Source organism: Haloactinomyces albus (assembly GCF_031458135.1).
GTDB classification, from domain to species: Bacteria; Actinomycetota; Actinomycetes; order Mycobacteriales; family Pseudonocardiaceae; genus Haloactinomyces; species Haloactinomyces albus.
This window is the reverse complement of record NZ_JAVDXW010000002.1, coordinates 103,663-117,269: the sequence shown is the minus strand read 5'-3', so window position 1 is coordinate 117,269 and position 13,607 is coordinate 103,663. Positions and strand designations below refer to the sequence as shown.

Sequence of the window (13,607 nt, the reverse complement as noted above, 5' to 3'; positions counted from 1 at the left end):
CGATGACCAATTCGCGTGCGGTGGTGGCTCGGGGCAAGGGCGAGCCAGTCACTGTCGAAACGATTGTGGTGCCGGATCCCGGGCCGGGTGAGGCCGTGGTGCGGGTGCAGGCCTGCGGGGTCTGCCACACGGATCTGCACTACCGCGAGGGCGGGATCAACGACGAGTTCCCGTTCCTGCTCGGGCACGAGGCCGCCGGTGTTGTGGAGGCAGTCGGTGCCGGAGTCACGGATGTGGCCGAGGGGGACTTCGTCGTACTGAACTGGCGTGCGGTGTGCGGGAGTTGCCGGGCGTGCCGCCGTGGCAGGCCGCAGTACTGCTTCGACACGCACAACGCCGCCCAACCCATGACGCTGGCCGATGGCACCCCGTTGTCGCCGGCGCTGGGCATCGGCGCCTTCGCCGAGCGCACGCTGGTGCACTCCGGGCAGTGCACCAAGGTCGATCCGGCGGCGCGCCCGGCGGTGGCGGGCCTGCTCGGCTGTGGGGTGATGGCCGGAATCGGCTCGGCGATCAACACCGGCCAGGTCGGCCGGGGCGATGCGGTGGCGGTGATCGGCTGCGGCGGTGTCGGAGCCGGCGCGGTGGCCGGTGCCAACCTCGCCGGGGCGGCCGAGATCATTGCGGTGGACACCGATGCGACGAAGCTGGACTGGGCCACCGAGCTGGGTGCCACGCGCACGGTGGATGCCTCGCGGGCCGACACGGTGGAGGCCGTGCGGGAGTTGACCGGCGGTAACGGCGCGGACGTGGTCGTCGAGGCCGTCGGGCGCCCGGAGACCTACACCCAGGCCTTCTACGCCCGGGACCTGGCCGGCACCGTGGTGCTGGTGGGCGTACCCACACCGGAGATGCAGCTCGAACTGCCTCTGCTGGACGTCTTCGCCCGGGGCGGTGCGCTGAAGTCGAGCTGGTACGGCGACTGCCTGCCCAGCCGGGACTTTCCGATGCTGGTCGACCTCTATCTGCAGGGGCGGTTGCCGCTGGAGAAGTTCGTCAGCGAGGAGATCTCCCTCGACGGGGTCGAGCATGCCTTCTCCAGGATGGACAAGGGCGAGGTGCTGCGTTCGGTGGTGGTGGTGTGAGCACGGCACGCATCGACCACATCACCACCTCGGGCACGTTCTCCCTGGACGGGCAGACCCACGAGGTGGACAACAACGTCTGGGTCGTCGGCGACGAGCACGAGTGCGTGATCATCGACGCCCCGCACGACGCCGAGGCGATCGCGGACCTGGTCGGTGGCCGTCGGGTGCGGGCGATTTTGGCCAGCCACGCCCACGACGACCACGTGCGCATGGCGCCGAAGCTGGCCGAGCTGCTCGACGCGCCGATCCGGCTGCACCCGGACGATCTGGTGCTCTGGCGCATGACCCACCCCGAGCGCCAGCCGGACGGCGAACTGGCCGACGGCCAGCAGATCGAGATCGCAGGGATCACGCTGCGGGTGCTGCACACCCCCGGCCACGCCCCCGGAGCGGTGTGCTTCCACACACCCGAGCTGGGCGCGGTGCTCACCGGCGACACCCTCTTCGCCGGCGGGCCCGGAGCCACCGGACGGTCCTACTCCGACTTCAACGTCATCGTCGAGTCGATCCGCACCCGACTACTGACCCTGCCGGAGGACACCACGGTCCACCCCGGTCACGGCGGCACCACCACCGTCGGGGACGAGAAGCCCCACGTGCAGGAGTGGATCCGCCGGGGTCACTGACCGCATCGCCGCCGTGCCGGGTCCAGCCCCATGCGGTGCGACCCGGCACGACGGCAACACGTCCCGCAGTGCCGGAGAGCCCGGCCCGCAACTCGGGTGAGGTCGTCTACGGTGGACCGCCCGCCAACGGGGGCAGGGTGAACGCCGCGCTCCGAATAGGTCACCCTCGACACCCGCGCCCGCACGGCCCAGTTCCGAGATCGGCGCAAGAACCGGGACAGAGTGCACGTCAACGCAGGCCACGACGCCGTTCCAGCTCAGCTTGGAACCCCTCCGAATTCTTTTTCCAACAGCGTGGCCAGCAGCGATGATCGCTACCGCTGGACTTTCCCGGTTTTTCTCCAGACCCCGTTTTCTGTACGGCCGGAAGCCACAGCGGCAAGGCACCGAAAACCTCTATTTCTGGAAAACACTGAAGTGTTCCCGCCCGAGCGGACACTTGATTATGTCGCGGTCAGGGTGAGCTTGGCAAATTTATCTTCCTGTTCCTCGGGGGTTCGGTAGTTCATCGCCGAGTGCGGTCGATGGCGGTTGTAGTAGGTCTCGATGAACTGGAACACGGGCGTGCGGATCTCGCTAACGGTGTTCCACGAGCGCCCGTGGACGAGTTCCTTCTTCAGAGTCGCGAAAAAGGAATCGGCGACGCTGTTGTCGAAACATACACCGGTGGCTCCCACGGACGGACGGAGACCGTTGGCTCGACAGAATTCCCGAAAGAAGTGGCTCGTGTATTGGGACCCGCGGTCCGAGTGAAAGATGTTTCCGTTCGGATTTCTCCGGGAAATCACGTCTTCCAGGGCCTCGATTGCCAGTTCGGCACGTAAGTGCGTGTCCAGACGCCATCCGATGATTTTTCGGGAGTAGCAGTCCAGCACGGTCGCTAAATACGCCCACCCTTCGTCGTTGGCAAGGTAGGTGATATCGCCAACCCATTTCTCATCGGGGGCGGTGGTGGTGAAGTCGCGCTGGACGAGGTCGGCCAGCGCGGACTGCTCACCGTCCTGTGGGGCGTTGGCACAGCCAGCGGCGTGGGGGCCGACACCGCAGACCAGCGGCCTGCATCAGTCGGTGGACGCGCTTGGGCGAGACCTGCTCACCCAGCCGGGCAAGCTGCTCACGCACGCGCCGGGTGCCCAACCGGTGACGATGGCGCTGCATGATGGCGGTGATCTTGTCGGTCAGGGTCTCGTCGCGGCGTTGCTGCCGTGTGGGCTCTTTAGCGAGCCATTCGTCCTAGCCCTGATGACGCACATTCAGCATCTCGCACATGAAGGTCACCGTGTACTGCGGCGATTCTTTGGCGCGTTCGGCAGCGATGACCGAGTACTTCACTTCGGGTGACTCGCGAAGTACTCCGCCGCACGCCTTAAAAAATCGCGCTCCATGCGCACCGTGTGGTAGTCGTTGCGGAATTGCTCCAATTCGGCGCGTTCCGATGTCGTCAACGGTTTCTCGTCGTCGGCATCACTCTGGCGGGCCTTGTTGGTCCAGTTCGCCAACGTTCCCTCGTTGATTCCGAGATCGCGTGCTACTTCCGCAATCGGTTTGCCCGATTCACGGATCAACTCTACCGCATGGTTGCGATACTCGGCGGTGTGCCTCCGACGGGACGTCGCCATTATCAGCCTCTTTCATAGACAGTCGATCACTGCTCTCGGCCGTCCGCCAAAGCGGGAACGGTCCAGACCCAGCATGTGTTGCAGGTTTTCCTTGGCTTCCAACAGTTGCGCCTTGCTTGATCCTTTGGGGATATAGAAGTCGCAGTGAGCGCAGGCCATCCTGTGGGGACACTGTTCGAAGAACGTGTCGGTGCAGTATCCGTATCCGAGATCGTAGTGTTGCCAGGGCTCGCCGGCGCCTGTCCGGCCGGAGGCGGCGGCGTCGCGGTCGATGAGGACCTCGATCGCGCGGACGTTGCGCGAGAAGTAACCGGCGTCGTTGTAGGCCTTGGCCAGGGTATTCGGGGTGATCTTGGCGTAGTACTGGGTCGACTGCGGTGAGCGGTGACCGAGCCAGGCTTGCAGCTCGAACAGGGTCATGGGCTCCTTGGCGTTGTAGAGCTGGCTGGCGATCGTGGAGCGGGCTCGGTGACTGGTGATGTTGCCTTGAATGTCGGCGGCGGGCACGCCTGCCTTGCGGCAGAGCACCGGGATGACCGTGTTGTTGATGTAGTGGGAAGAAACCCGGCGGGCTCGGATGGCCAGCAGTGAGTCAACCTGCTCGCCGGTGCGGCGGTCCAGAAGCTGTGGCTGGGACGGGCGCAGGGCTTGCCAGGCATCGAAGGCTTGGCCGAGGATCGGGTCGACCGGCTTGGTGAACGCGGTGCTGGTCTTGTTGGTGGGGATGTCGAGCAGGCAGACCGCGTCGCGGGCCAGGATCTGTTGGGAGTCGCCGGTGAGCGGGGTCCCGTCATGCTGCCAGCGGAGGCAGCCGAGGCGCAGACGGGTGGTCTCGTCACTGCGCATCCCGCCGAACAGCCACGTCAGCGTGACGGCCCGAACCAACTCGAGCGGGTAGAAGTGCCCGGCGTTGCTCCTCGGGAGATCGCCCTGTTCGAGGTTCAACCCGGCCCAGAGCAGTTTCGCCCAGACCTCGTCGGCGATCACCCGGGGGGTCGGGGCCGAGCAGGGTGGCGATGCTGCGCGGGGTGGCCAGCGCCCGCAGGGGGTCGAAGCGGCGGGGCAGTCATTCCCATTCTTGGCAGTCGGTGAAGAATCCTCTGACCGCGGAGGGCAGGCCCTCCTTGCTGGAGGCCTTCAACGGCTCGCCGGCGCGGTCGTGCACCCCGACGGTGCGCTGGACGTAGTCGCCGACGTTCATCTGGTCCACCGCCGCGACCCAGGCAGCGCAGGTCTGCCGGGTCCATGCCGCCGGGTCGGCGGCCTCGGGGTGCTCGACGGTCAGCCATCGCCCGACCTTGAGCAGTCTGGCCCGAACGTTGCGGGGGGTGCGCGATGTCAGCGTCGAGGTCGCGTGCCAGCGGTCGACCCACTGCTGCCAGGTTGGCGCACCTCCGGTGGATCTGGCGGCGTGCCGGCCGGTGAGGTGGCGTGGCGGGTCGCAGAACCCCAGCGCGGCGACCGCCCGCTGCGGGGCATACACGCAATTGGACTGCGCGCCGTGCAGGAGAGCCTCACGGCGAACGCGGTCGAACAGCTCAGTGGAGAGGTCTTCCGGGGGCGGGCTGCGGTTGAGCAAGAACAGCTGGCAGGCCACCAGCGGCAGCAGCACGTCCCCGTCCTGGCCGAGGCGGTAGCCCCACTCGGCCAGCGGTGCCCGCTATCTCGCCGTTGACACGATCACGCCCGAAGATCCGCTGCGACAACGCCATCCGTTGGAAGCCGCCGATCCGGTGGAACGCGGTGACCGAACCCACGACGCAGACGTGCGCCGCCAGATAGGGGCGGACCTCGTCGCCGGCCCAGGCGCACGGTGCGGCGGAACGCGGCTTGGTCGCCGCCCAGCAGATCGACCCACTCCTGCGCCGTCCAGCTCCAGAAGGTCCGGCCCAGCTCGGCCGAGTGCACCAGCAGCACGGCGACCACGTCGAGCATGGCGCGCCGCCGATGCGGGGTCGGCGTTGACCGCCTCCAGCGGCCACAGCAGCCGCCTGATCACCCGCCACCCCGGCGCGGAGGGGGTCATGCCGCCGCAGCCGCCGCAGGTTGTCCACGCCGAGCTCGGCAATCGCCACTGCTTCCTCGGGGCGCAGGTCGACCGTGGTGTCGAAGCGCCGTCCGGCCAGTGGCGAGCGCCACCGGCCGCCCGGGTTGGACTCCTGCAGCCCTTCCTCCATCAGGTAGTCGTAGAACAACCGCACCGGCATCAGCCGCTGCTGGATGGTCGCATTCGCCAGGCCAGCCCCCGAGTCGATCGAGACCACATTCGCGCCCCGGTGGCTGGGCCGACTGGTCAACTCACGCACGTAGCCGGCCAGGTGCGCCCGATTCACCCCGATCGGATCGACGCCTTCTCGCTCGCACACCTGCAAATACTCGGCCAGCCCACGGGCATAGGCCTCGATCGTCCGAGGTGCACGTCCGAGATCACTCCACACCCGCAGCCACTCGGCCGCCCGCTCGTGCTGTCCGAGCACCGGCCACTTCCACTCCAACACCGCCCTGTCGCCCAAGCCATCTCCCAAGTCCGTGGTCGCACCGAAAGGACATGATCACCCATCCGGCCAGATTCCACGTAACTTTTGTGGTGTTCACTCCTTCTGTTCGTCCACTATGGAATGACAGGCTGAGTGCGACGTCCACGGTGCGGCGGGCATGCTGTACGGCGGTCAACCCCCAAGCGACTGCCTGTGCCGGGCGTATCGATGACACGACCCCGCCCACACGGGACGGGGTCGTGTGCGCCTTCCGGGCTGAGGATGTGTAGCTCAGCCCTTATCGGGCGGGTCCTGCGTCGGGATCAGGCGAGGTCGAACCGGTCGAGGTTCATCACCTTGTTCCAGGCCGCGACGAAGTCACGCACGAACTTCTCCTTGGCGTCGTTGGCCGCGTAGACCTCGGCCAGTGCCCGCAGCTCGGAGTTGGCCCCGAAGACGAGGTCGACGCGGCTGCCGGTCCACTTGACCGCGCCCGAAGCGTCGCGGCCCTCGAACGTCTCGGAGGAGTCGTCCGTGGGCTTCCACGTGGTGCCCATGTCGAGCAGGTTCACGAAGAAGTCGTTGGTCAGCGTTCCGGGCTTGTCGGTGAGCACGCCCAGCGCCGACTGCTGGTGGTTCGCGCCGAGCACGCGCAGGCCACCGACCAGGACCGTCATCTCGGGTGCGCTCAGGGTGAGCAGGTTCGCCCTGTCGATGAGCGCGTACTCCGCCGGCAGCGAGGCGTTCTTGCCGAGGTAGTTGCGGAACCCGTCCGCGGCCGGTTCGAGGTGGGCGAAGGAGTCGGCGTCGGTCTGCTCGGCGGTGGCGTCACCGCGACCCGGGGTGAACGGCACCTCGATGTCGGACCCGGCGGCCTTGGCGGCCTGCTCGACACCGACGCACCCGGCGAGGACGAGCAGGTCGGCGAAGGAGACCTGCTTGGCGCCGGACTCGGCGTTGAAGGACTGCTGGATGTCCTCCAGGGTGCTGATCACGGTCGCGAGCTTGTCCGGCTCGTTGACCTCCCAGTTGCGCTGCGGCTCCAGGCGGATGCGGCCGCCGTTGGCGCCGCCGCGCTTGTCGCTGCCCCGGAACGACGAGGCCGCGGCCCACGCGGTGGAGACCAGCTGCGCCACGGTCAGGCCGGACTCGACGATCTTGCCCTTCAGCGTGGCGATCTCCTCGGCGCCGACCAGTTCGTGATCGGGCTTGGGGGTCGGGTCCTGCCAGATCAGTTCCTCGGACGGGACCTCCGGGCCGAGGTAGCGGTCGACCGGGCCCATGTCGCGGTGGGTCAGCTTGAACCAGGCGCGCGCGAAGGCGTCGGCGAACTCGTCCGGGTTCTCCCAGAACCGCCGCGCGATCGGCTCGTAGATCGGGTCGACCTTGAGCGCCAGGTCCGTGGTGAGCATGTTCGGCGCGATCTTCTGCGACGAGTCGTGGGCGTGCGGGACCGTGCCCTCACCCGCGCCGTCCTTCGGCTTCCACTGCCAGCCACCGCCCGGGCCCTGGTACAGCTCCCACTCGTAGCCGAAGAGGTTGGCGAAGAAGCCGTTGCTCCACTTGGTCGGCGTGGAGGTCCAGGTGACCTCCAGGCCGCTGGTGATGGTGTCGGCGCCCTTGCCGGTGCCGTGGCCGTTCTGCCAGCCCAGACCCTGCGCCTCCAGCGGCGCGGCCTCCGGGTCGGGGCCGAGGTTGGAGTCCGGCGCCGCGCCGTGGGTCTTGCCGAAGGTGTGCCCACCGGCGATGAGCGCGAGCGTCTCCTCGTCGTTCATCGCCATCCGGCCGAAGGTCTCGCGGATGTCGCGGGCGGCGGCGACGGGGTCCGGCTTGCCCTCGGGTCCCTCCGGGTTGACGTAGATGAGACCCATGTGGGTCGCGCCCAGCGGCTTCTCCAGCTCCCGCTGCTCCTCCTCGCCCGAGATGCGCTTGTCGCTGCCGAGCCAGGTGGTTTCCGAGCCCCAGTAGACGTCGGCCTCGGGCTCCCAGGCGTCCTCCCGCCCGCCGGCGAAGCCGAAGGTCTCGAAGCCCATCGACTCCAGCGCCACGTTGCCGGTGAGGATCAACAGGTCGGCCCACGAGAGCTTGCGGCCGTACTTCTGCTTGACCGGCCACAGCAGGCGGCGGGCCTTGTCCAGGCTGACGTTGTCCGGCCAGCTGTTCAGCGGCGCGAACCGCTGCTGACCGGAGCCCGCACCACCGCGGCCGTCGCTGACGCGGTAGGTGCCCGCGCTGTGCCAGGCCATCCGGATCATCAGCGGCCCGTAGTGGCCGAAGTCGGCGGGCCACCAGTCCTGCGAGGTCGTCAGGACCTCCTCGATGTCCCGCTTCACGGCGGGCAGGTCGAGGGTCTTGAACTCCTCGGCGTAGTTGAACTCCTCGCCCATCGGGTTCCGCTCGGCGGGGTTCTTGGCCAGGAGCTTCAGGTTGAGGCGGTTCGGCCACCAGACGTTGTTGCTGTCACCCTGGGTCGGGTGCGGCAGCCCGTCGCCGTGCACGACCGGGCACTTGGCCCCGCCTTGTTCCGTGTCGGGAGTGTCAGTCACCGGCATTCCTTTCGGGATCATTGGGTGTTGTAGGAACCGGACTAGGGGAACAGGCGGCGCACATCCCCCAGAAGATGACCTCGGCTTCGTCGATCGTGAAGCCGTTGGTATCGGACTCGGCCAGACAGGGCGCGGCGCCCACGACGCAGTCGACGTCGGTGATCACACCGCACGAGCGGCACACGATGTGGTGGTGATTGTCCCCGATGCGCGCCTCGTAGCGAGCCACGGAGCCCATCGGCTGGATGCTGCGCACCAGACCCGTCCTGCTCAGCGCATGGAGCACGTCGTAGACGGCCTGGCGGGAGACCTTGGGCAGTTCTCCGCGCACGGTACCGATGATCGAATCCGTATCGGCGTGCGGGTGATCGTGCACCGCCGACAGCACCGCTACCCGCGGACGCGTCACGCGCAGCGCAGCCTCGCGCAACATGCGCTCGAAGTCCGCCGTAGTCCTTGGCACGCATTGCAGTGTGACCAAGTTTCTGGAGTCGCTCAAGAGTTGGCGCGGGAGTCCTTACGAACCGCCCGGCATTCGGCGGCGACGATGCGTTCGATCGCCTCGAGCACGGCCGTGCGAGTCGATTCACTGTAGGTGCGGATGTTGAGCTGGATTGCGGCGTGATCGGGGATGATGTTGCTCTTGGTGCCTGCTTGGATGCTGCCGACGGTGAGCCGGCCGGCTCGTCGGACGCGATCTCGCGGGCCACGCCGGTCTGCAGCCGCACGACGATCATGGCCGCGAGCACGACCGGGTCGATCGCCGACTGCGGCATCGACCCGTGAGCGCCTCGTCCGTGCACGGTGATGCGCATGCTGTCGGCTGCTGCCATCGTAGGGCCCGGGTTGGTGGCCACCTGCCCGGCTCGCATCGGCAGGACGTGCTGGCCGAGTGCGATGTCGGGACGCGGGACGAGCGACTCGAGGCCACCATCGACCATGCCTCGGGCCCCGTCGGCGGCTTCCTCGGCCGGCTGGAACAACGCAAACATGGTGCCGTTCCACTGCTCGGTGTCCGCGGCAAACAGCTGTGCGGCGCGGAGCAGGACAGTGGTCCCGTTCCCCGTTGGACAGCACCCCGACCACCCCGGTGCCGCCCACACCGTCGTGGACCCGGTAGCCGCATTCCCGGAGTCGTCGGGACACCAGCGATGCAGTGCGGTGCTCCTGATCGGACAACTCTCCGTACGACCTGCTCGAGCAACGACTGCAAGATCGATCAGGCACTGCCCAGGAGGTTCCGGGTGGGCATGCGCCACCAGCCCGAGTGCTGTGAACACCAGCGCGTTGGTCTGGTCAAAACTGGCACGCGCCATGATCGACGGCCGCAGCACGGCGGGCGAGTACTTCCGACACGCGGCTGTGCCCCTGCAGGAACATGGCCAGACCGGGATGGATCAGTGCAGTCACATCGAGGATGCGGTCGTGATCTTTGTGCAGGTCGCGTGCGCGGATGGGATCGTGATGCGCGACGCGGTTACGGAACTTCCGCAGCAGCTCGATGCGACGGAGAAACACCTTGCGTCCCCGCGCATCGTTCGGCCGGTGGGTCCCCATCCGGGTGGGCATCAGGCAGTCGTCGAGGACGCCGAACCGGGCGGGATCGTCCATCCCGGCAAGCCTACTGCGAGCAAAAAGAAGGCTCGGTGGGTTCCGCAGAAGCGGATACGGTCGCACCGGGCTTGCTCCACCAGTTTAGCGCGCTCCGCAGGATTCCTACAACACCACCCCACGGACTCGGCACGGTCGTGTCCGGGCCAGCGTTCGCCGCCGCCCACGACGGCCGACGTGGGGCCCAGGCGAACCCGGTCGGCGGGACCGCAGGCCATCGCGACCCGATAACTGCGTCAACATATCCTGTTTCTTCAGTGTCGAGTGAACTCAACTGCTTACAGTCCCAGCTTGCCGGCGGCGTTGTCATGGCCGAATTGGTCGACGCGGCGCAGGTACTGATACAGGGCGTAGCTGCCGCGTTGCCAGCGGCCCTGGTCGGCGATGGCGATGTCGGTGGCGCCGGCTTGGCGGGCGGTGGTGGCCATGCCGGCCCGCAGGCTGTGGCCGGTCAGGCGATACGGCAGGTCGGCGCGTTGGCCGGCGCGGGTGATGATGTCGCCGATGGCTTGTGGGGAGAGGCCGGCTGGGTGCAGGTGGTCCCAGCGGTCGATGCGTCGGAAGGCGGGGCCGTCGGTGGTCAGTCCGGCTGTTTCTTGCCAGGTGTGCCAGGCGCGTACGGGGCAGGTGTCGGGGTGCCGGCCGGCCGGGACGGCCATCTGGCCGGTGGTTTTGCCGTGCCGGACGGTGATGATCAGGCCCTGGGAGGTGGTGTGGATGTCGCTGGTCAGGAGGTTGGCGAGGTCGCTGCGGCGGGCGGCGATGGCCAGCCCCACCAGCAGCAGGGCGCGGTCGCGGGTGCCGGCCCGGGTGGCCGGGCAGGCTTCGAGGACGGCGCGCAGGTCGGTGTGGGTGATCGCGGTGGCTTGGCCGCGGCCGCGGTGTTGACCGGCCTCGGCCAGACGGCGGCGGTAGCCGCGCAGGGCTTCCCAGGCCGCGCGGGTGGCTTCCGGAGTCACGGGAACCCGGTAGTGGCGGAGTCCGGCCACCGCGCCGGTCAGGCGCCGGTCGATGGTGGCCGGGGCGGCCTGTTTCACGGTTTCCAGCCAGCGTACGAACCCGACCAGGGAGCCGGTGGTGGCCGCGTACAGCGGGATGCCCACGGCGCGGGTGTAGTCCTCCCAGACGTGCCAGTCGCCGGCGTAGGCCCGGCGGGTGTTGGCCGGGCGCTGGGCGTGGACATAGGTCTCGGCGAGCTCGTCCAGGGCGGCCAGTCGCTGCTGCGGACTCGCCTCACTGAGCACATTCCACAGTGGCGGTGCGGGCTCCACCTCGCTGTTGGCCTCTGGTGGTTCCTCGCCCGGGGCCGGCAGCGACTTACCGTGCTCGGGTTGCTGGGTGGTGGTCGCCTCGGGGCCTGATGGCGCGAGGTGTGGTGCCCGTGTGCGCTGCCGGGTGTGGGGGTCAGTCGAGTACCCATGGTCGTGGGGGTGCGCAAAGTCTGGCGTGGCGGGAATGGCGGGCCTCCTGTCCGGGGGCGGGGCGGGTGTCAACTCCGCTTCAATCGTGACCCGGTTGTTCCGGGTGAATGCTGACCCACCCGGGTTGGTTGATGGTTGTTAGTCGTTGGTCTTGGTGGCTGCGGGAACGCGGCCGAGGTCTCGGTCTTTGAGTCGGTAGCTGTCTCCCTTCATGGAGACGACCTCGGCGTGGTGGACGAGGCGGTCGATCATGGCTGCGGCGACGACGTCGTCGCCGCAGACCTCGCCCCAGCGTCCGAACGGTTTGTTCGACGTGACGATCAAGCTGGCCCGTTCATAGCGGGATGAGACAAGTTGGAAGAACAGGTTTGCCGCTTCGGCCTCGAACGGGATGTAGCCGACCTCGTCGATGATGATCAGCGGGATCCGGCCGAGTTTGATCAGCTCAGCCTGCAATGTCCCGGCATGGTGGGCCTCGGCCAGACGGGAGACCCACTCGGCGGCGGTGGCGAACGCGACCCGGTATCCGGCCTGGCAAGCGCGCATGCCGATCCCGATCGACAGGTGCGTCTTGCCGGTGCCGGGCGGCCCGAGAAACACCACGTTGTCCTTAGCAGCAACGAAATCCAAGGTTCCGAGGTGAGTGATCGTGTCTCGCTTGAGGGAACGTTGGTGGTCGAAATCGAACTCTTCCAGGGATTTTCGCGACGGGAACCGCGCGGAGCGGATGCGGCCCTCTCCGCCGTGAGACTCTCGCGCGGCGACCTCGTGCTGCAGGCAGGCGGCGAGGAACTCCTCGTGCGTCCAGCTCTCGGCACGGGCTCGTTGCGCGAGCCGTTCGACCGCCTCAGCCAACGACGGGGCCTTGAGGGCGCGAGTGAGATAGGCGATCTCGCCGGCGACGTTGCGACCACTGTTCGGGGTGGTGTTCTTGGTGACCATCAGGCGATCTCCTCGCTGCCGGTGAGGCCGAACATCCGGTCGTAGTCGGTCAACTGCCGGTGCTCGACAGTGGTGTCGATCTTGGGGGCCGGGGCCAGTCGGCGGGCCTGTCGCATCTCGGCCGCCGCGGCGGCATGGATCGGGTCGGTGATGCTCTGGTGATCAGCCCAGCATCGACCATGCCGGGCGACCTTGGTGTTGTCGCAGGTCACCACCACCTCGTCGAGGTCCGCAGCGACCTGGACGAGGCGACCGACTGCACTCGGGTGGACCGAGTAGTCGTTGGAATCAAGCCGGACGTAGTGATCTCGCGGCAACCGGGTGCTCAGCCGCCAGCCGGTCACCGGCGCGACCGGCGGCAGCGCCAGCATCGCCGAGCGATCAACGCCCCAACGGTCGGCCGGTCTGCAACCCAGCCTGCGGTGCTGACGCTGATTCGCCCGCTCGAGCCAGTCACCCAGCTGCATGTTGAAGTCGGCCGGGCCGGCGAACGAACGGCCGGGCAAAAACGAGGTCTCCAGATAGCCGTTCGCCCGCTCGACCAGTCCTTTCGCTTCCGGATCGCCCGGACGGCACTGGATGACCCTGATGCCCAGCGTTCCGCGGAACGCGTTCATCGCCTCCGTGAGCTGTGGTCTCCCGCCGCGCCATTGCCCGACCGCGGACTCGTTGTCCCAGACCAACGCCTTGGGAACCCGGCCCCAACCACTGATCAAGGCCCAGTGCCCGGCCAACAAGTCCGCCGACTGCCGGGACGGCAGCATCATCGCCGTGATCATCCGCGAATAGCCACTGACCAGCACCAACACCGGTGGTCGACCGGTCTGGCCGCACCCGAGCGGCACATCGGCCGACGGGAACCACAAGTCGCACTGCGCCAGCTCGCCCGGCTGATATTCGGTCCGCGACGCCGGATCAGCCGGCTTGAACAGTGGCCGCAGCTGCTGGACCCGCTCGAAGAACACCGTCTTCCCCCGTTCCCAGCCAACCCGCTCCATGATCACCGTCGAAGGCATCTCGGGGAACTCCGCCAACAATGCACGGATCTGCGGCTCCACCACATCCACGACCGAGCCACGCCCCGCCCGCTCATACCGCGGCGGCTCATGCGAGCCCAGCGCCTTCTTCACCGTGTTCTTCGAGACCCCCAACCGACGAGCGATGGCCCGAATCGCCATCCCCTCAGCCCGATGCAACCGGCGGATCTCCGCCCAGTCCTCCACGTTCAACACCTCATGATCGTTCATGGGTGGGTCAGAATCCGCCCGGAACCAGAG

Annotated in this window: 14 protein-coding genes and 1 pseudogene; 2 read left to right on the top strand and 13 right to left on the bottom strand. The window is 67.7% G+C overall.

Annotation, left to right across the window (positions count from 1 at the left end):
• The first annotated feature begins 2 nt into the window (after window positions 1-2).
• Window positions 3-1,085, top strand: coding sequence for an S-(hydroxymethyl)mycothiol dehydrogenase (locus JOF55_RS23405; RefSeq protein WP_310278777.1), 1,083 nt, complete (start codon window positions 3-5; stop codon window positions 1,083-1,085).
• Window positions 1,082-1,714 carry an MBL fold metallo-hydrolase gene (locus JOF55_RS23400; protein WP_310278774.1) on the top strand — a complete coding sequence of 211 codons (633 nt, stop codon included), beginning with the start codon at window positions 1,082-1,084 and terminating at the stop codon, window positions 1,712-1,714. Before JOF55_RS23405 ends, JOF55_RS23400 begins: the two co-directional genes overlap by 4 nt.
• Window positions 1,715-2,157: 443 nt before the next feature.
• Here the strand turns inward: JOF55_RS23400 and JOF55_RS23395 are convergent, their stop codons facing one another.
• The 13 genes and pseudogenes from JOF55_RS23395 to istA all read right to left on the bottom strand — a co-directional run bounded on the left by JOF55_RS23395 (window position 2,158) and on the right by istA (window position 13,562).
• Entirely contained in the window at window positions 2,158-2,766 is a 609-nt protein-coding gene (locus JOF55_RS23395; protein ID WP_310279081.1) for an IS3 family transposase, read from the bottom strand.
• Complete coding sequence (locus tag JOF55_RS24625) at window positions 2,708-2,872, bottom strand: IS3 family transposase (RefSeq protein WP_374727599.1); 165 nt, start codon at window positions 2,870-2,872, stop codon at window positions 2,708-2,710. The genes JOF55_RS23395 and JOF55_RS24625 overlap by 59 nt, the downstream gene beginning before the upstream one ends.
• A gap of 170 nt (window positions 2,873-3,042) precedes the next feature.
• Window positions 3,043-3,333, bottom strand: coding sequence for a transposase (locus JOF55_RS23385; protein WP_310278767.1), 291 nt, complete (start codon window positions 3,331-3,333; stop codon window positions 3,043-3,045).
• A 12-nt stretch (window positions 3,334-3,345) separates the two neighbouring features.
• Complete coding sequence (locus JOF55_RS23380; protein ID WP_310278764.1) at window positions 3,346-4,320, bottom strand: tyrosine-type recombinase/integrase; 975 nt, start codon at window positions 4,318-4,320, stop codon at window positions 3,346-3,348.
• 79 nt (window positions 4,321-4,399) lie between these two features.
• Window positions 4,400-4,912, bottom strand: a complete 513-nt coding sequence (locus JOF55_RS23375; protein ID WP_310278761.1) for a hypothetical protein — start codon at window positions 4,910-4,912, stop codon at window positions 4,400-4,402.
• The gene (locus JOF55_RS23370) at window positions 4,872-5,846 is read right to left on the bottom strand and encodes a site-specific integrase (protein WP_310278758.1); all 975 of its coding nucleotides are present in this window, start codon (window positions 5,844-5,846) and stop codon (window positions 4,872-4,874) included. The genes JOF55_RS23375 and JOF55_RS23370 overlap by 41 nt, the downstream gene beginning before the upstream one ends.
• 287 nt (window positions 5,847-6,133) lie before the next feature.
• Window positions 6,134-8,356, bottom strand: a complete 2,223-nt coding sequence (gene katG, locus JOF55_RS23365; RefSeq protein ID WP_310278756.1) for a catalase/peroxidase HPI — start codon at window positions 8,354-8,356, stop codon at window positions 6,134-6,136.
• Window positions 8,349-8,789, bottom strand: coding sequence for a Fur family transcriptional regulator (locus JOF55_RS23360; RefSeq protein WP_374727610.1), 441 nt, complete (start codon window positions 8,787-8,789; stop codon window positions 8,349-8,351). The genes katG and JOF55_RS23360 overlap by 8 nt, the downstream gene beginning before the upstream one ends.
• Window positions 8,790-8,881: 92 nt before the next feature.
• Window positions 8,882-9,583, bottom strand: a pseudogene (locus tag JOF55_RS24620) (M20/M25/M40 family metallo-hydrolase); the annotation flags it as partial.
• A 69-nt stretch (window positions 9,584-9,652) separates the two neighbouring features.
• Complete coding sequence (locus JOF55_RS23350) at window positions 9,653-9,967, bottom strand: hypothetical protein (protein WP_310278748.1); 315 nt, start codon at window positions 9,965-9,967, stop codon at window positions 9,653-9,655.
• Between the two features lie 278 nt (window positions 9,968-10,245).
• Complete coding sequence (locus JOF55_RS23345; protein ID WP_310278745.1) at window positions 10,246-11,211, bottom strand: tyrosine-type recombinase/integrase; 966 nt, start codon at window positions 11,209-11,211, stop codon at window positions 10,246-10,248.
• A gap of 315 nt (window positions 11,212-11,526) precedes the next feature.
• Window positions 11,527-12,330 (bottom strand): IS21-like element helper ATPase IstB, encoded by an 804-nt coding sequence (istB, locus tag JOF55_RS23340; protein ID WP_310278742.1) that lies wholly within the window; start codon window positions 12,328-12,330, stop codon window positions 11,527-11,529.
• On the bottom strand, window positions 12,330-13,562 hold the full coding sequence (gene istA / locus JOF55_RS23335; protein ID WP_310279078.1) for an IS21 family transposase: 1,233 nt from the start codon (window positions 13,560-13,562) through the stop codon (window positions 12,330-12,332). The genes istB and istA overlap by 1 nt, the downstream gene beginning before the upstream one ends.
• Window positions 13,563-13,607 lie beyond the last annotated feature (45 nt).